At 43.3% G+C, this 17,474-nt stretch carries 14 protein-coding genes; 7 read left to right on the top strand and 7 right to left on the bottom strand.

Features of this window, described 5'->3' with window-relative positions:
- The 6 genes from H8B17_RS11240 to H8B17_RS11215 all read left to right on the top strand — a co-directional run bounded on the left by H8B17_RS11240 (position 1) and on the right by H8B17_RS11215 (position 8,425).
- The gene (locus H8B17_RS11240; RefSeq protein WP_190309250.1) at positions 1-876 is read left to right on the top strand and encodes a lysophospholipid acyltransferase family protein; all 876 of its coding nucleotides are present in this window, start codon (positions 1-3) and stop codon (positions 874-876) included.
- 141 nt (positions 877-1,017) lie between these two features.
- A complete protein-coding gene (locus tag H8B17_RS11235; protein ID WP_190309249.1) occupies positions 1,018-1,542 on the top strand; it encodes a sigma-70 family RNA polymerase sigma factor in 525 nt (174 codons plus the stop codon).
- A gap of 86 nt (positions 1,543-1,628) precedes the next feature.
- On the top strand, positions 1,629-2,708 hold the full coding sequence (locus tag H8B17_RS11230) for a FecR family protein (RefSeq protein WP_190309248.1): 1,080 nt from the start codon (positions 1,629-1,631) through the stop codon (positions 2,706-2,708).
- A gap of 43 nt (positions 2,709-2,751) precedes the next feature.
- Entirely contained in the window at positions 2,752-5,760 is a 3,009-nt protein-coding gene (locus H8B17_RS11225) for a SusC/RagA family TonB-linked outer membrane protein (RefSeq protein ID WP_190309247.1), read from the top strand.
- A gap of 11 nt (positions 5,761-5,771) precedes the next feature.
- The gene (locus H8B17_RS11220; protein ID WP_190309246.1) at positions 5,772-7,421 is read left to right on the top strand and encodes a RagB/SusD family nutrient uptake outer membrane protein; all 1,650 of its coding nucleotides are present in this window, start codon (positions 5,772-5,774) and stop codon (positions 7,419-7,421) included.
- A 5-nt stretch (positions 7,422-7,426) separates the two neighbouring features.
- On the top strand, positions 7,427-8,425 hold the full coding sequence (locus H8B17_RS11215) for a purple acid phosphatase family protein (RefSeq protein ID WP_190309245.1): 999 nt from the start codon (positions 7,427-7,429) through the stop codon (positions 8,423-8,425).
- Positions 8,426-8,519: 94 nt separating this feature from the next.
- Here the strand turns inward: H8B17_RS11215 and H8B17_RS11210 are convergent, their stop codons facing one another.
- From H8B17_RS11210 to H8B17_RS20900, 3 genes are all read right to left on the bottom strand, one after another.
- Positions 8,520-9,089, bottom strand: a complete 570-nt coding sequence (locus tag H8B17_RS11210; protein WP_190309244.1) for a Crp/Fnr family transcriptional regulator — start codon at positions 9,087-9,089, stop codon at positions 8,520-8,522.
- 10 nt (positions 9,090-9,099) lie between these two features.
- Positions 9,100-10,374, bottom strand: coding sequence for an adenylosuccinate synthase (locus H8B17_RS11205; protein ID WP_190309243.1), 1,275 nt, complete (start codon positions 10,372-10,374; stop codon positions 9,100-9,102).
- Positions 10,375-10,543: 169 nt separating this feature from the next.
- Positions 10,544-10,786: a class I SAM-dependent methyltransferase gene (locus H8B17_RS20900; RefSeq protein ID WP_190309242.1), complete on the bottom strand. Its 243-nt coding sequence runs from the start codon at positions 10,784-10,786 to the stop codon at positions 10,544-10,546.
- A gap of 104 nt (positions 10,787-10,890) precedes the next feature.
- Here H8B17_RS20900 and H8B17_RS11195 point away from each other — a divergent pair, with 104 nt between their 5' ends.
- Positions 10,891-12,246, top strand: coding sequence for a Fic family protein (locus tag H8B17_RS11195; RefSeq protein WP_190309241.1), 1,356 nt, complete (start codon positions 10,891-10,893; stop codon positions 12,244-12,246).
- A gap of 359 nt (positions 12,247-12,605) precedes the next feature.
- Here the strand turns inward: H8B17_RS11195 and H8B17_RS11190 are convergent, their stop codons facing one another.
- The 4 genes from H8B17_RS11190 to H8B17_RS11175 all read right to left on the bottom strand — a co-directional run bounded on the left by H8B17_RS11190 (position 12,606) and on the right by H8B17_RS11175 (position 17,471).
- Positions 12,606-13,886 (bottom strand): MutS-related protein, encoded by a 1,281-nt coding sequence (locus tag H8B17_RS11190; RefSeq protein WP_190309240.1) that lies wholly within the window; start codon positions 13,884-13,886, stop codon positions 12,606-12,608.
- Between the two features lie 574 nt (positions 13,887-14,460).
- Positions 14,461-15,261: an amidohydrolase family protein gene (locus H8B17_RS11185; protein ID WP_190309239.1), complete on the bottom strand. Its 801-nt coding sequence runs from the start codon at positions 15,259-15,261 to the stop codon at positions 14,461-14,463.
- Between the two features lie 379 nt (positions 15,262-15,640).
- Complete coding sequence (locus H8B17_RS11180; RefSeq protein ID WP_190309238.1) at positions 15,641-16,084, bottom strand: GNAT family N-acetyltransferase; 444 nt, start codon at positions 16,082-16,084, stop codon at positions 15,641-15,643.
- Positions 16,085-16,193: 109 nt separating this feature from the next.
- On the bottom strand, positions 16,194-17,471 hold the full coding sequence (locus H8B17_RS11175) for a TlpA disulfide reductase family protein (protein WP_190309237.1): 1,278 nt from the start codon (positions 17,469-17,471) through the stop codon (positions 16,194-16,196).
- Between the last annotated feature and the right edge of the window lie 3 nt (positions 17,472-17,474).

The following is a 17,474-nucleotide window of genomic DNA, read 5'->3' as shown; positions in this document are numbered from 1 at the left end:
ATGAACATCAAGCAAACCATACAGACTGTTGCATATAGAGGCATTTATAGTTTAACATATGTCATAAGCTTATTACCCATGTCGTTTCTTTATGCGTTGGCTTCTCTTACTTTTTATCTCACTTATTACGTTGTCGGTTACAGAAAAGCGGTAGTCATTCAAAATGTTGTACGTTCCTTTCCCGACAAGCGATATGGGGAAATTCGTGCCATCGTAAAGAAGTTTTACGCTTGCTTTGTCTCCTATTTTGCCGAAATTATAAAAGGCATCTCCGCTCCGGCAGATGTGCTTGATAAGAAAATAGTACTTGAGAATTTGGAACTAATAGACGGATATATAAACGATGGAAGGAATGTCATTGCCTGCTTGGGGCATTGTGGCAATTGGGAAATGCTGAACTTTATGCCCTATAAAATGCACCACGATATATATGCCATTTACAAACCCCTTAGGTCGGGGACGATGAACAGGCTCATGATTAAGCTCCGGTCTCGTTTTGGCTTGAAGCTGATACCTGATAACGCAGTAATACGCCATGTCATAACAAAAAATCTAAACCCTGCGGTCTATCTTTTTCTTGCCGACCAATGTCCGCGCATTAAGGACGAAAAATACAGATTCACTTTGCTGAATCAGGAAACATATATGTTTTCAGGTATGGAAAAATTAGCCCGTAAAGGTCAAACAGCAGTTGTCTACCTGAATATTACCCAGCTATCAAAAGGAAGTTACAGAATAGTCTGTGTGCCGATATGTTCCAAGGCGGAGTCCACAGACGATGGCGAAATTACCAAAAAATACATTGACCTGTTAACAGAAAACATCAGGGAAGAACCGTACGGGTGGCTGTGGACACATAAACGGTGGAAAAGATAAGATGATGGTTTACATTATCTTCTCGATAATCCGACGGGAAGTTACTGTAATATTTTGTATCTTGCAGTCACAGACTTCATAAAAACATAACATCGTGTTAACCCTTGTCTCCAGAATAAGCCACTAAATTTGCCATTTTTTATGGAAGATATCAGAGCAATAAAGGAAGATGACCAGCGTGCTTTTCAGCAGGTCTATGACCGGTATCACCAGCAGATCTATGGATTCATACTGCAACGGACCAAGTCGGAATATGTGGCCGAAGAAGTAACCCAGCTTACTTTTATTAAGTTATGGAAGCAACGGGAGATACTCAATGTGCGGCTCGGTATTGATATACAGTTATTTGGCATGGCCCGACAGGTGATGATTGATGTGCTCCGTAAAGAAGCAACCCGTTTCAAATACGAAGGCGAATCCGCCGAGACCCCTTTTACCGACAGTTTGGTCGATGCCATTGAGAGTAAAGACCTTTTGCAGATTATGGAGCAGGACATCCAAAACATGCCCAAGATGCGGCGCTTGGTGTTCGAACTGAGCCGAAAACAAGGTCTGTCCCATAAAGAAATCGCCACGATGTTCTCCATTACCCCCAAAGCAGTGGAATATCATATCAGTAAAGCGCTCCTGCAGCTAAAGCAACACCTCTATTCGGTTATGCTGTAAAGCAGGCTTCAAGATTTTTACCGTCTCTATATTAAATAATTGTAAAGTCGCTAGGGATAGTTCGATGAGCCACGTAATATCTATATATGAGGTTCAGAAGAAGACATCGGCGCAACACGGCAAATCGATCCGAAGCAAGGCGGAATGCACGCAAAAAGATCTGGGAAGACCCAACGATCATTGAAGAAATGTTCAACGATGCCGGATGGCGGCGATATCAGGAGGCGGAAGATCATTCCGCACCCTCAAAAAAGATGGCACAGCACATCGAAAGCGAGATTGATCGCGACGAACGGAGGGCCCTGCGGCGTGAAATTCGACTACGGCGTACTAACCGCACGATGCAGGTCGGGATTGCTGCGGCGCTGCTCCTCTTTATTTCCTTTCAGCTATGGCAGCAATCGCAGCGCGTAGCACAGCCGGATGCGCTGCACTATGCCCAACAAGACAGCGCGAGGGTAGCCGTACCGCGCTGGGTGTCTATATACAATGATAGCGATCAAATCGATACGGTGCACCTGCCCGATCAATCCACCGTACATTTATTTGCACAAAGCAGCCTGCGTTACCGTAACGATTTTGCTGTAGCCGCGCGGGATATATACCTCGAAGGGAAAGGGTTTTTTGACGTAGCGAAAGATACGAAAAGACCTTTTAGTGTGTATGCCGGCGCGACGAAAACGACGGCACTGGGGACTTCCTTTACCATCGATACCCGCCGCGAGAAACAACATACAGCGGTAGAGCTGCACACGGGTAAAATTGTGGTGGCATCGACGGCTGATATCCCTGCCTTTGAAAATGTATTCCTTGATCGGAAGGGGGCAAGCTTGTTGTTAGATGCGAATATGCAGATCGTTCAGCCGGAGCGGGAGCAGAAAGAGAAACCAGCCCGTCTTGCGGAGACGGCTGCTCCAACCACAACCGGAAGCCAATTGTACATGGAAAATATACCCTTGCCCGATGTTTTTGCAACGTTGGAGGAAGCCTACCAAACCGATATTCATATCCAGGATGAGCATATCCGGACCATTCAATATACTGGCATAATCGACCCGGAAAAGGAAACCCTTGCCGACGTTCTGACGGTGATCTGTCTCATCAATGATCTACATTACGACACGCACGAAGATGGATCGTTCCATATCTATTTTAGAAAAAGATAAATGAAAACCTATAAGTCAAACCAACATGTTTAGCACGTATCAAATGAAAAAAAAGAGCCTATTGTGCTTTGCACTTCTTGTAGCTGGAGCAATTCAGGTGCAAGCCCAGCAAGAGCAAGTAAAAGGCGCGACTCAGAACGAGTCTGGTAAGTTCCTTTCCGGCGTGAGCATCAAAGCTGTACACGGCGAATCGGGCAGAAGCTTCCATACGAGTTCTTCCGATCAGGGGCTGTTTAGTTTTAGTAACCTGCCCGAGGGCGGCCCCTATCAATTTATTTTTAGCTACGTCGGTTTCCAGCCAGATACGCTATCGGGATACCGCATTCAGACCGGCCGCCCCCTTGCGCTCAGTGTGAAACTGCAACCAATGACCACCGAGCTGGAAGAAGTCGTGATCGGTTATGGAACGATCTCCCGTAAGGACGTGACCAGTTCGATCACTACGATCAAAGCCGAAGACATGAACGTAGGGGTGTTCGCTTCGCCTGCACAGATGTTGCAAGGAAAAGTTCCGGGCTTAACCATCTCGACAAACAACAGTAACCCGAATGCTACCCCGTCCATCAGCTTGCGTGGTGCTTCCACCCTCCGTAGCGGAGAGGCGATGGAGCCTTATTACGTGATCGACGGTGTGCCGGGAGCCTCCCTGAGCTTGGTGGCGCCCGATGACATCGAAAGTGTCGATGTGCTTCGAGATGCCTCGGCGACGGCGATCTACGGGTCGAAAGCCGCGAACGGTGTCATCATCGTGACGACCAAACGGGGCAGAAGCGGCCAGACCGATATTACGTATAACGGTTATGTTGCGATAGACGAGGTTGCCAATCGCTATGATATGATGAACGGTGATCAGTACCGCGCTTTTGTGAACGACAATGGTTTCTCGATGGAGCCGACGGACGATCTCGGAGCGAATACCGACTGGCAGCGTGAAGTGGAACGCACCGGTGTATCGAATAACCATAATATCTCCCTATTAGGTGGTACCGATAAAACACAATATAGCGCAAGTTTAAATACACTGCAAAACAACGGGGTAATTAAAGGAACAGACATGGGCCGGCAGATTGGCCGTGGTTTTGTCCGTACAAAGGCTATGGGCGACCGCCTGACGGCGTCCTTCAACGTCAATACGAGTATCACCAAACAAAATGATGTCTTGGCATTGGGCGACGGCGTGAGTGTATACGACGCCATGTATTACTATCTGCCCGTATCGCCTGTACGGACCGAGACCGGTGCTTGGTATGAAAAGCCCGATCGTTCACAATACGTCAATCCGGTTTCGCTGATTGAAGAAAACACCAATTTCTCCAAAACCAAAGTGATCCAGGCGCATGCGAAAGTCGGTTATGAGATTTTACCAAGTCTTACTTATAATATCGATTTGTCTTTGCAGAACAGGCAGTTCAATAATGCACAATATTACACGGCAAACTCCATGGCAGCACGGAACCAGAACGGTAAATCCATCCGCGCAGCTGTGGAAGACGAGCGTAGAATTATGGAGATGAACCTGGCCTACGACAAAACATTCGATGGGCTCCATCGGGTTTCTGCCTTGGCTGGTTACTCTTGGGAAGAGAATAATAACAACGACGGATTCCAATTGACAACCTCGGACTACTATGATGATGGATTGAGCTATTACAACCCCGGCATGGCCAATGTGGTCGATTTGCTGGGTTTCGGTAACTACTATCTTTCTACCTTGCGGATGATATCTGTCTATGGCCGGGTGAACTATGCCTACAATAGTAAGTATCTTTTCCAGGCAACCGTTAGAAGAGATGGCTCGTCTGCTTTCGGAGCGAACAACCGTTGGGCGACTTTCCCTTCTATTTCTGCTGCCTGGCGCTTATCAGAAGAACCCTTTATCCAACAGGTCGGTATTTTTGATGACCTGAAACTCCGTGCGGGTTATGGTGTGAGCGGCAACTCGATGGGTTTTGATGTATTTAGCGCGCGGCAGGTATATGGTGCAACCTCCAGTTTTTATACCGATGCCTTCGGAAATGATCTTCGTACGCTGGCTGCCCTGCGCAATGCCAATCCCGATCTGCGTTGGGAACGTACGGGCATGTTGAACCTCGGTGTAGACTTCGCTTTCTTAGGAAATCGCTTGAGTGGTAGTATAGAATACTATGATAAAAACACGACGGATCTGATCTATGATTATGCGGTTTCAACAACTAAATACCTTTATGGCTCCTTAACAGCCAACGTTGGTGAAATCAATAACAAAGGGGTAGAGCTCAGCTTACAGGCAGTACCTGTTCGTTCCGGAAATTTCAGCTGGAGCACCGGTGTTGTCGCCTCGCATAATAAGAACGTTGTGACCCGTATTTCTAATCAGGAATTTTCCACGGACTATATCGATCTGGCCGAACTTGGTGGAGCCGGACAAAGTAACGCTTTTCAACAACGCTTGATGGAAGGGGCGCCAATCGGCCAGTTTTATACCTGGGAATGGGCCGGTTACAATGAAGACGGTGTATCAACTTTCTATGTGCGTGATCTAGAAACCGGCGAAAGAACCGGCGAGACGACGATCACGCCGGCAAACAAAGATCGGGCTGTTACCGGCAGTGCACAGCCGAAAGCTACCTTAGGTTGGAACAACAACTTTACCTATCAAAATTTTGCTTTGACGGCGATGTTCCAAGGCGTATTCGGGCATCAGATCATGAATGGAACCAGAGCAAGGCACACCAATATTGTCGGTAATGCCGGGCAGAAGAATCTTTTAGCCAGCGTGCTAGAGACAGACAAGGTGAGTGACATCAATGCGCATTACCTGTCTGATCGTTATTTGGAGAAAGGGGACTACCTGCGTTTGGCAAATTTGACGCTGTCTTATAATCTCCCCAAGCTGAGCAGCCAGTTTAAGAACATCCGGGTGTACGCTACGGTAAACAACGCTTTTGTTTTGACCAGCTACAAAGGGGTAGACCCAGAGGTAGATCTTGGAGGCTTAACCCCAGGGATCGACAATCGACAGACCTATCCGCGTACACGTACTTTTATGTTTGGGCTTAATTTTAATTTATAACCGGAAAAATCATGAAAATGAAACTACATATTTTGGTGTCCGCAGCAGCATTGGCCACGACGATGGCTTCCTGCACGGACCTCGACGTTGATATCAAATCGCAATACACCGAATTTCCAAATAGTGAAAGAGCTGCGGAAGCCATCTCCGCCGATGTTTATGCCGCGTATCGCGGCGCACTGGGATACAATCACTGGATGGTGCAAACATTATCCTCTGACGAAGCGGTGAGTCTTGCTTTGGGCACTGACTACTACGATGGCGGACGTTTTCGGGAGCTCCATGTACATAACTGGACGCCGGATAATGCCATCCTTCCGGGGATGTGGGATTCGGCAATGACCGGGATTAACTTAGCAAACAATGTCTTAGCTATTTTTGGGGATGACGAAAGTGAGAAAGCGGCTCCTATGCGTGCCATGCGTGCTTACTTCTATTTCCTATTGATGGATAATTTCGGTGACGTTCCATTGATTAAGGAAAAGATGGAGACGGTGCCTGATCGATCGCCGCGAGCGGAGATCTGCCGTTTTATCGAATCGGAACTTTTAGCTGTACGGGATCGTCTGCCTGCGGAAGCTTCTGTTGCTAACTACGGGAAGGCGACCAAGTTTATGGCGGAGGCTTTATTGGCAAAGCTTTATTTAAACTGGGCGGTCTATACGAGCCCCAACGTGGCACAATATGCACCGACGATGACCAATGAAAAGCTGAACGACGTGGTGGCGATGTGTGATGCGATCATAGCATCTGGTCAATTCAATTTGATGAGCCATAAGTTCTTAGAGAAGTTTCGACCAAATAATGGCCCGCAGATCAAAGATTTCATCTTTGCCATGCCCTACGACCGGGAAAAACAGCAGGGAATGACCTATGCGCGCTTTTGGATACACCGGAGCGGGCAGAACCAGTTTGCACCGCTACCGCAGAGTGTGGGCGGTACGTTCCGTGTGTTGCCCGAATTCCTCGATAAATTTCATTTGGAGGGTGATGAGCGGAACAATGTTTATATCGGCGGTAAGCAGTACTACTGGTCGGATTATGCGCCGGATTTGTCGCGCCCGTTCTTGATCAAGACTTCGAAAAAAGGCGTTGATCAGGATTATACTGGAGCAGATGCCGATGATATTTTTGATTGGCACATGGAAACCTCACGGGAGATTGCCTTACGTCCGGACGGTGGCCCTACGCTGAATGCGGGTAACGACCAGAAAGGACGCTCGATGGGCTATCGTTCGATCAAGTTTTACATGGATGTTAACGTGACGGCGGCAAATGCACGGAACCAGAGCAACGATGTGCCGATCTTCCGCTATGCGGATGTGTTGCTGATGAAAGCAGAAGCTATCCTTCGGGGAGCGGCGCCGACCAACGGTGATTCTCCACAATCGCTTATCAACCAAGTCCGGGCATATGTGAACGCAGCGACCTTGACGACAGCACCTACTTTAGAAGATCTGCTGGATGAGCGTGCTCGGGAATTTACAGATGAATCTTGGCGCCGCAATGACCTGATCCGCTTCGGTAAATTCGAAGACGATTGGGGTTTCCGTTCGCTATATCCGGCCGGAAGGACGGAGAAATACCGCCGTATCTTCCCGATCCCGACATTGGTTATGAACGTGAATACCAAATGGAACCAAAACGACGGCTATAATTAGCGAGGATGAAAAGAAGAGAATTTATGAAAAGCACCTTGGGCGGAGCCCTTGGTGCTGCTTTTACCGCGGTGCCTTTTGCTAACTTGGCTGCGGCCATACCGACGCGGATCGAAAGTGAAGATATCAATGCGCGTGCAGCGCTGGCTGACGCCTATGACCTGCATTTTATCGCTGTGGGTGATTGGGGGCGGAATGGGGCAGATCACCAGCTCCAAGTGGCGGCCCAGATGGGTGAATGGGCAACTGAAAACCCAAACGATTTTATCATTTCCACGGGCGATAATTTCTACCCTTCGGGGGTGGTTAGTGAACACGATCCGCTATGGCACTATTCTTACGAAAATATCTATACAGACTTTGCTTTACAATGGGATTGGTATCCCATTTTAGGTAATCACGATTATAAGTCGGATCCGGATGCACAGGTACGTTATTCGGCGATCAGCCGCCGCTGGAAAATGCCCGCCCGTTACTACAGTAAAACTTTTCGTTTGAAGGGAGCGGCTGAGGTTTTGATCGCTTTTATCGATACCAATCCTTTAATCCCGGAATTTTACAAAAATAGCGAATATGGACCCCACGTGGCGAACCAGCAGCCGGAAAAGCAATTGGCTTGGCTAGATGAACTGTTGGGAGCGTCTACGGCGCGGTGGAAAATTGTTGTCGGTCATCACCCGATTTATAGTGCCGGGCCACGTACGGAGAATTACGATACCTTGGCGGTACGGAAGGTGTTGGAACCAATTTTGGATCGCCACGCGGTTCCGGTATATCTTTCTGGCCATGAGCATTCGCTGCAGCACCTGAAGCTAGACAATAAAACTACGCATCAGCTTATCTCGGGTGCCGGCTCGGAAATTACACCCGTGAAGGAAGATATCGCTTACAGCCAGTATCAAGCCAGTACCTATGGGTTTATGTATGTTGCGCTTAATCAGGATGAGTTACGCGTGCAATGTATTGATCACGAGGGAAAAGTGACGTATCAAACGGTTGTTTATTAAAAAATCTTTTTGTTTGCTGTATTTCCGCTTAATGGCTAAAGCGAATTTGCTCCTATTGTTGGCGTAACACTTGGTTTTAGATTGGGAAAGTAAATTATATAATATTTTTTCGGATGCGGCTTAAAGAAGAGGCGGTAATACCCAGATAGGAAGCCAGCATGGCTAAGGGAACGCGATTTGCCAGTCCGGGATAAAGTTTTAGAAACAGCAGATAGCGTTCGCTGGCATCGAGATTCATCATGGTATTTGCTGTTTTTAATTTGCTTTCAATGACAAATCCGTACAGCTTAGCCATTAAAAGGGGCCAGATTTTGATTTCTTTTTCCAACAGTAAAAAATTATGGATATTAAGGCTCCATAGTTGTGCGTCTGTTACGGATTCGATGTAATCGTTGGATGGAGTACGATCCATAAAACTTTGGAAATCTCCAATAAAACGACCTTCGTAGATAAAATATCTTGTAAAATCGTCACCTTTATTATTATAATAAAGGGAACGAAATACACCACTTTCTACGAAAGCTATACTATCAGTAACTTTTCCGCAGGCAACAAAATAGGTCGTTTTTGGAATATGCTTCTTCTCAAAGGCCTGCTTGATTAAGCCTTCCTCCCGCTTATCAAGCTGCCCAAATTTTCGGATATACTCTAAAAGTCGCTCCATGTTGCTGGTGTTAATTACCCAAGATAATCAATTCTTCTCGTTGCGGTCCAGTGGATAGGTATTTTACTGGAATTTTTAATTCCTTTTCCAAAAAGGAAATAAATAGTTTCAGCTCTTTTGGAACTTGTATTTGCTGGTTGATTTTGCCGAGTGGCGTATTCCATCCGTCTAAAAATTTCCAGACAGGTCGCGCGGCATCGTCTACACTTGGTGGAGCGGCTAAGGTCCTTGTTTCGCCATCTCTTTCATATGCTATACAAATAGGCACTTCGGACATTCCATTTAGGATATCAGCCTTAGTTAGTACAAGATCGGTCACGCCGTTTAACATAATAGCATATTTTAATGCGGGAAGATCCAGCCAGCCCACTCTTCGTGGCCGTTTGGTATTGGAACCGAATTCACCTCCTTTTTCACGCAGTTCATCGGCAAGGGAGCCGGTTATTTCCGTTGGAAAAATACCTTTTCCAACACGTGTGCAGTAGGCTTTGGTAACACCATAAATTTTATCAATAAGCTTGGGGGATACTCCCAAACCCACACATGCTGCGGATGCGATGGTATTGGAAGAGGTGACATAGGGGTAGCTACCATGATCGATGTCTAACAACGTGGCTTGAGCACCTTCTGCCAATACTTTTTTATTGTTCCTGAGTGCTTCATTGATGATAATTTCTGTATCGGTAATTTGTATTTTTTTTAAAAAATTGCATGCTTCCAGAAAATTGTCATATAATTCCTGTAACATAGGCATATCCTGTCCTAAAGCTTGTAGCGCAAGGTGCTGCTTAGTCAAGATTTGGAATACCTCTGCTTCGAAATTTTTAGAAAATATATCTCCCGCGCGTATACTTTGCCTAAGTATTTTATTGGAATAGGCCGGTGCAATACCATTTTTAGTTGTTCCAATAGTGCGGTATTCCGGTGATTCTTCGAAATAGATATCCCAGTACTTGTAAGTTGGCAATACAAGATGGGCCTTTGCTGATACCAGAATCCGATGGAACAAACCGGTATCAGGCAAACAGGCTTGAAGCTGTTCCACTTCGGCTTGGAGTGCGATAGGATCGATCACCACACCAGTGCCAATAATATTTTTGATATGGGGATAAAAGATACCTGAAGGTAGTAATTTAAGTGTAATCCGTTTGCCTTTATGATAAATACTATGTCCCGCGTTTGCCCCACCGTTAAACCGGGCAATTATGTCATAATCACGGCTGATCAGATCAATGATTTTTCCTTTCCCTTCGTCTCCCCACTGGAGTCCAATTAAAATGTCCATATTGCTATTGTGTTGAATTTATGGAACAAAGCTAGGGTATAGGGAGAAGGGAGCAATTGTCATTTGGCAAAAAAGAAAATAATGTTTAAATCTAGCTTCAATGTGTGAACATGTCCCTTGCCGTAGTACACAATGAACATGTAGCTGACGGCTTTGTCACATAACATAATCAATAATGCAAAGAACATATGTCATTTGTTCCCGTACAAAACAAAGATGTGCAGTACAGGTATTTACATGTACAGGTACATAATTGTAAATTTAAATGCTGGTTTGACTTTCCAAGTTTTTCTAAGAATTGTCTCCGCCAGCGAATGGAAAAGCCGAAAGAGGTTATATAGTTCATTCGCTCATACGAACTTGACATCCGGTTGAACATTTTTTTGACAAATGCTGGCTCGTAACCGACCATATTTAACAAAAATTCGTACCTTGCAGATGATTAATAATCTAAGTAAGAACCTCTTGTAGACTTACAGCTGTTAAAATGCTCATATCTCAATAAATAATTTTGTCATGGAAAACCAGCATGTCGAATATAAATCCAGATTGACTGACGATCTTGAAAAAGAAGTGGTCGCTTTCCTCAATTCCAATGAAGGAGGCAAATTGTACATCGGAATAGATAAGGCGGGGCACCCCATTGGTGTAGAACATGCAGATCAGGTACAATTGCTAGTCAAGGACCGTTTGAAGAACAACATTGTGCCTTCGTGTATGGGATTGTTTGATGTGGTTTTAGAAAAACATGTTGATCAGGATATCGTGAAGGTTGTTGTAGCGGGCGGGTTAGAGAAACCTTATTACGTGCGTAAATATGGCATGAGTGAAAGAGGTACATTTATCCGCGTAGGGAGTTCCTCCGAACCTATGCCCACACGCATGATTGAGAGCCTCTTTGCTAAACGCATCCGCAATTCTATCGGTAAAATTCGCTCACCACGCCAAGATCTTACCTTTAGCCAATTGCAGATATACTATCAAGGCCAGGGCAAAGCTCTTAATGAGCAATTTGCTTCCAACCTTGAGTTGCTGAACGATGATGGTATATATAATTATGTAGCTTATTTAATGGCAGATTATAACAATATATCGATCAAATTTGCCAAATACGCAGGTACCAACAGAGTAGAGCTGATCGAGAACAATGAGTTTGGATTAGCATCATTGATCAAAGCTACCCATCAAGTACTGGATAAGGTTAAGGTTGAAAACAAGACCCTCACTAAGATTACCGAACGTGAGCGACAAGAAAAGAATCTGTGGCACCCGGTGGCACTTCGAGAAGCCATTGTCAATGCTTTGGTACACAATGATTATTCACGTGAGATAGCGCCTAAGTTGGAGATATTTGACGACCGTATCGAGATTACCTCTTACGGAGGGCTTCCGCTTGGTTTTACGCAGGACGAGTTCTTTAAAGGCCATTCCGTACCGCGGAACAAGGAAATTATGCGCATATTCCGGGACTTAGATATGGTAGAGCAATTGGGGTCGGGTATTCCTCGTATCTTGGAACACTATTCTCATTCGGTTTTTGAGTTCACTGAAAATTTTTTGCGGATAGTATTTCCAATGGATGACGAAGCTGTTCAAAGAAATACCGAGCAAGTTACCGAGCAAGTTACCGAGCAAGTTACCGAGCAAGTTAAAAATCTCATACAAGAGTTGGATAGCGATATGGACCGACAGGAAATACAGAATAAACTAGGTTTATTGCATAGAGAGCACTTTAGGATTACCTATCTAAAACCCGCATTGATCCTTGGTTTAGTGGAAATGACGATCCCTGAAAAACCGAATAGTAGAAACCAACGATACCGCTTAACAGCCAAAGGTGTAGCTTACAGAAATAATATGGTGAAGAAGTAAAGAGCGGCAGATGTTAGAAGAACAACGCTGAACCAAAAAGGACAGCGTTGACTTTTTAAATACGATTAGGATGATAATCAATGGGAACAAGTGTCAGCATAGTCACGAAGCAACTTCACTACATCGCCCTGCTTGATGTTCCATTTTGGAATATCAAGTTTTGAATTCATCTTATACATGCTTCGTTAGCACCTAGTGGCTCCATACCAAAGTCTACATCGTTCTGATTTTAAGCCAGTTATAACAAATCTGCACGTAGCTTATCGAAGTACTCGTTAACCAGTTTTAGGTTTCTTTCTTTTGTTTCGTCCATGATCTAAATATAACTAAAAATAGAAATACCTAAGCGAATTTCAATCTCAGCCGCCAGACGATTGGAAGAGGTCATAAAGTCCCTCATTTTTAAACAATATCTTACCAATCTGGACACTGGACCAGCCCTCTTTCAGTTGGTAACTAAATTTCGGAATCCCATCTTCCACTTTGCAGTCTAAGAAATAAGAATTAACGGCTGTTGATGCCATATCTTTTAATTCATCCATATGTGTTGATATAAAGAACACCGATTGATGGAATTGCGCAAGACCCTGTGTAGTGGCCCGCGTAATCTGCAATGCATCGTTCATATTGGTGCCTTTAAATATTTCGTCAAAAATGGCGAAGGTAGGTGTGCCTTCCGACGCTTTAAGCGCAACCTCTTTGAGGTTTTTAACCTCACGTAAAAAATGGCTGTAACCCTGTCGTAAGTTGTCCGTATGATTAATATATATGCAGATGTTCTGGAAAAATGGAAATTTAGCTTCTTCCGCAGGAATAGCAATGCCTAGATGGCCTAAATAAACGGATATGGCGATCGCTTTTAAGAAAGTAGATTTGCCGGCCATGTTTGGTCCCGTGATCAACACGACTTGCTTGTCTAGCGATACGCCGTTACGTATGGGCTTAGGTAATAGCGGATGGTAAACGCCCGCGATTGTAAATGCCGGATCTCCAATGCTAGGAAAGATAAAACCTCTCTTATGAATGGAGATACTTAGGGATAATAACGATTCAAATGTAAATAAACGTTTAAAAAAGTCGTCCGTTTCTGTCTTATGCAATTCATTAATCTTCTTTTGGAGAGCGACTATATGAGCAATTTTAAACTTGTTTTCGCGTATAAGTGTGCTGAAAAAATCCAGTTCAAAATTCAGGAAATATTTTTTTAAGCTATTGATCTCGTATTTGTAGGAATCAGGGAAGGTATCGGTGTCCATAAAATTGGAGATGAGCGTGTATTGCTGTTGTAAGAATATAATAAGTTGGATATAGATACCCATAGCCGCATTACGCTTTGCTTTGTTCAACAATAGCAGTAATTTGAATCGAAAGTTTAATTTTCTGTTGTCGGGTTTCGTTAACAGCGTATGCACGTCGCTGAAATCCCGGCTGTTATAAAAATACCTCTCCAATAACTTTTTGTTGGCAAGAAATCCTTTAAGTATTTGTTGTCGATTATTTATCGTATCGATATTTTGAAGCGGGGTCAGGAGAATATCGAGTAATCTATCCCTAGAATAGCTATGGAGGGTATTATCAAATACTTGCAGAATATCCGTTTTGATATTTAGATCACTAACATTCGTAATATTATTCTCCATGTTGCGCTGGTTGTGCAGACACATGCGCTATTCCTCTTTTTAACCAAGGATAGTCAACCCTCAAGAATCGCCTCCCAAAAATATGTCTGTGGATGATAAAACTAAACTACGATAAATATATGATTATTTTCGAATGCTATTTAGCCTTTGTTTATACACTGTTCGGACTCTGTTCGCCCGTTCAACGATGATTTACCGTGTATTTACCGAGGATTTACCGTGCGTAACACGGTAAATCCTCGGTAACTTACCGGTAGAATGCCGGTAATCTTCCGAACAAGATGCGAATAAGGTCTTAATAAAGTCTACGTAATACGTCCCCATATTTCACTTCTTGTTGTTCCCAACATCAAACCCCTTGACCACCGTTACTCCTTTAGAGGAGGTGTGGGGTGTATTTTCCTGCAATCGGTCGATGTATTCAAAGAGCAGTTCTATATTTTGGTCGTGACCTTTTTGTTTTTTTAGCGATTTGCTATATGGTTAGTCGTATTTCGGTCAGTTGATGGATAAGGTGCTCCGTATGGATTGATATCGCTGTGGGCGGAGGGACTGCAACTACATGCACGTTTCATCAACGTGGTGGCTGATCAGGATGCGGGTGCGATGTTATAACCCCGTCCGGTGCAGCATTTTTTTTATAAAAGTTGTAAGCATTAGAAAATAGAATCTTATCTAATTCAACCTCCGAAAAGTTGTCCGTCAGCAATTCCAGATCTTTTATAGAAAATGGAGTTTTGGATCTTGTAGAGGGAAGATCGCTCCCAAACATGATACCATCGGGATTAATCTTATACAACTCCCTTATTACTTTGATAGGTTCAAAATCAAGGCGGCCAAACCCTGTCGCCTTTACTTTTACACCTTTTTCAGCCCAGTAGTAAAGGTTGTCAAGGCCATCTTTCGAAAGCCCCAAATGATCGATACTAAAAGAGGGTATCGAAAGTAGTAAATGTTTAAGATCAGAAAGTTCTCTGCTATTGATATATAGCTCTGCATGCCATCCAAATTTATCGAACAGTTCATTTGATAACCGGCCCACGTTCTCTATCGTTTCAGACCCACCTCTATTTACATTAAATCTTACTGCTACCACGCCCGCATCATCCAAGCGCTTTAACTCATCGTGAGGCATATCCAGGGGTATATTGGCAACGCCCACGTAGTCCTTGCCTAGGTCTTTTAAAGCATGAATAAGATACTCCTGTTCGAATGCCTGAAACGATCCAGATACAATTGCACCCCCTCTAATATCTATCATTTTAGTGCTATTTCTGTAATCTGCCACTGTGAATGGATATGGAAGATATCCGTTGTTGGGAGTCAGCGGATAATCCGGATTAATAATATGAAAATGAGAATCAAATACCTTCATTACTTTTTTTATAAATAAATCGAAGTTTTTTTTGAGATATGAACATCAAAAAACTTATCTTTTTGTTCGTTAAAATACAGTATATACAGCTGTTTTTTTTATTTGATAATGGTATAATTCATTTAGTTCCTGTCCGTACCATTACGAACCTTTTCCAAATACCTTATAATCGGTTCTTCACCCCTGGCGACCCAATCCGTTGATTCAAAGCTACAGACACCTGATCAGAAAACCATTGACGTGCATATCAGAGAGCAGGCCGAGCAAGCGCACGAATTTGTATTGCGGCATATTAATAAATCCGCCATCGTGGAAGGTGTGTATACTAATACGCGTTGGCAATATCCTGTGGTCGCATTTTGCGACCTCAATTCAATTCTCATATATTATAATTATAAAATTTAAATAAACTTTCTTTGAACCCCATTTTTTCATAGAGGGTTTGAGCGGGATTATCTTTTGCGGTACTTAAAGAAATTCTAACACATTCGTCTCTTTCTGCAATTTCTATACTCTCGTTTATTAATAATTTCGCTATCCCTTGTTTCCTTTCAGTTTCTATAACATAAAGATCATTTAATACGTATGCTTTTCTTAACGAAGCCGAAGAAAAAGTAGGGTAGAGCTGGGCAAATCCGATAATACTTCCATTTCTTTCTGCATAGAGTAAGATTGACTCATTGTTTCCCAGTCTTTTTCGTAGAAAATCTATTGTTCCCGGACTATCTTTTTCCATTCCGTAGAATTCCCGATATAGCGAAAAAATCGGTTCTATTTTAATAGCGTCATTTGCGGACGCAAGTTTTATTTCGATATTTTTCATAATTATATTTTTTAAGAACATGTCTCATCATGAAAAAACTTTATAGATTTTAATCATAACTTTAATGGTATTGTTCATAATTCATTGTACTAAAGATAACAATAAACTTTTACAAAAATTCGTTACAATACTTCTTGACAGTTTCTGCCGATTCTTCGTCACCGAGATCGGCAGCTTTCTTAAAGTCTTGACAGCCACCTGCCAAGTCTTTGTTTGTAAACCTCAGTAGACCTCTTTGATAATAAGCGATAGCTAATTTATCTTTCAGCTGTATCGCCTTGTTATAATCTGCGAGTGCTAACTCGATACTATCACATTCGTAATATGTTCTGCCTCGATAAGTATACACTTCAGCGTTTTTAGGATCTATGTGTATTGCTTTAGAATAATCATTTATAGCACTGGGATAATCTTTTAGATCGAAATAAGCACTTCCTCTTGATACATAAGCCTTATGGTGTTCCTTCCATTTGTTTTTGTCTGTATCTATGGATACACTCAAAATAGCGAAACCTCTATCCCGATAGTGCTGATAGGCATTGATGAGGTTCGTATGTTCTTCCCGACAGGGACCGCACCAAGAAGCCCAAAAATCTAAAAGGAGATACTTGCCTTCAAATTCGAATAGCCTTATTATCTTACCATCTGTATTCTCCATGCTGAAATCAATGGCTTTCATGCCTGCCATTACTTGGCTCTTCTTTTTGATTCTTTCGCTAATAGTTTTTCCTTTTTCTGTATTTTTTAGTGACTCCGCAAGTTTATTGTATACCTTTTCTACCTTGAAAATATAGGTGTTAATTCGTGAGAGCTGATGCAATATGTCTAAGCTTACATACGAGTTCGGATATTGGTTTGCAAAAGCTAATTGGACATCTGCTCCTTCGTAATAAGCTTTATCAAGTTCTCTTTTATTGTGCTGTAGTAATGCTGTATCTTTTTTTTCTGTTTCATCGAATAAATCGGGGTCTTTTATGGATTTCATCCTTTTCCACACGGTAGCCAGCTGACGGTGTAATAGCTGTAATGTATCATTTAAAGGGGTCCCGCTTATTTCCGCCCCTGTTAACGTGTCAGGACTAATAATTTTTATATCACCCGGTTCTAAATATATACTTACCGACTCGGTAGTAAATTCTACCACTTCTGGGTTCTCATTCCTGTAGATGTTCGCCTTTGTCGGGTGTTTAACCACACCGGTAAAAGAAAAACGCTGGTTTACGGCTGTTGTACTTTCTAAAATATGGTTGCCCTTTTCTACGTACGACAGGTATAGTGTGTCCCCTTCTTGTAACTTCTTTCCGTAACCGGAGATAGTAAAGCTAGTCTGTCCAAATGCTTGACCAACAGATAATAAAAAAAATAATATATATAACCGGTTCTTCATGCT

The organism is Sphingobacterium arenae (genome assembly GCF_014692505.1).
In the GTDB taxonomy this organism is placed as follows: Bacteria; Bacteroidota; Bacteroidia; order Sphingobacteriales; family Sphingobacteriaceae; genus Sphingobacterium; species Sphingobacterium arenae.
Note: the sequence above shows the minus strand (reverse complement) of the source record. Positions and strands in the feature narration are given on the sequence as shown.

Bases quoted from the DNA above. Each gene is read 5' to 3' on its own strand.
- H8B17_RS11240 (WP_190309250.1), top strand. From the start codon at position 1: ATGAACATCAAGCAAACCATACAGACTGTTGCATATAGAGGCATTTAT.
- H8B17_RS11235 (WP_190309249.1), top strand. From the start codon at position 1,018: ATGGAAGATATCAGAGCAATAAAGGAAGATGACCAGCGTGCTTTTCAG.
- H8B17_RS11230 (WP_190309248.1), top strand. From the start codon at position 1,629: ATGAGGTTCAGAAGAAGACATCGGCGCAACACGGCAAATCGATCCGAA.
- H8B17_RS11225 (WP_190309247.1), top strand. From the start codon at position 2,752: ATGAAAAAAAAGAGCCTATTGTGCTTTGCACTTCTTGTAGCTGGAGCA.
- H8B17_RS11220 (WP_190309246.1), top strand. From the start codon at position 5,772: ATGAAAATGAAACTACATATTTTGGTGTCCGCAGCAGCATTGGCCACG.
- H8B17_RS11215 (WP_190309245.1), top strand. From the start codon at position 7,427: ATGAAAAGAAGAGAATTTATGAAAAGCACCTTGGGCGGAGCCCTTGGT.
- H8B17_RS11210 (WP_190309244.1), bottom strand. From the start codon at position 9,089: ATGGAGCGACTTTTAGAGTATATCCGAAAATTTGGGCAGCTTGATAAG.
- H8B17_RS11205 (WP_190309243.1), bottom strand. From the start codon at position 10,374: ATGGACATTTTAATTGGACTCCAGTGGGGAGACGAAGGGAAAGGAAAA.
- H8B17_RS20900 (WP_190309242.1), bottom strand. From the start codon at position 10,786: ATGGTCGGTTACGAGCCAGCATTTGTCAAAAAAATGTTCAACCGGATG.
- H8B17_RS11195 (WP_190309241.1), top strand. From the start codon at position 10,891: ATGGAAAACCAGCATGTCGAATATAAATCCAGATTGACTGACGATCTT.
- H8B17_RS11190 (WP_190309240.1), bottom strand. From the start codon at position 13,886: ATGGAGAATAATATTACGAATGTTAGTGATCTAAATATCAAAACGGAT.
- H8B17_RS11185 (WP_190309239.1), bottom strand. From the start codon at position 15,261: ATGAAGGTATTTGATTCTCATTTTCATATTATTAATCCGGATTATCCG.
- H8B17_RS11180 (WP_190309238.1), bottom strand. From the start codon at position 16,084: ATGAAAAATATCGAAATAAAACTTGCGTCCGCAAATGACGCTATTAAA.
- H8B17_RS11175 (WP_190309237.1), bottom strand. From the start codon at position 17,471: ATGAAGAACCGGTTATATATATTATTTTTTTTATTATCTGTTGGTCAA.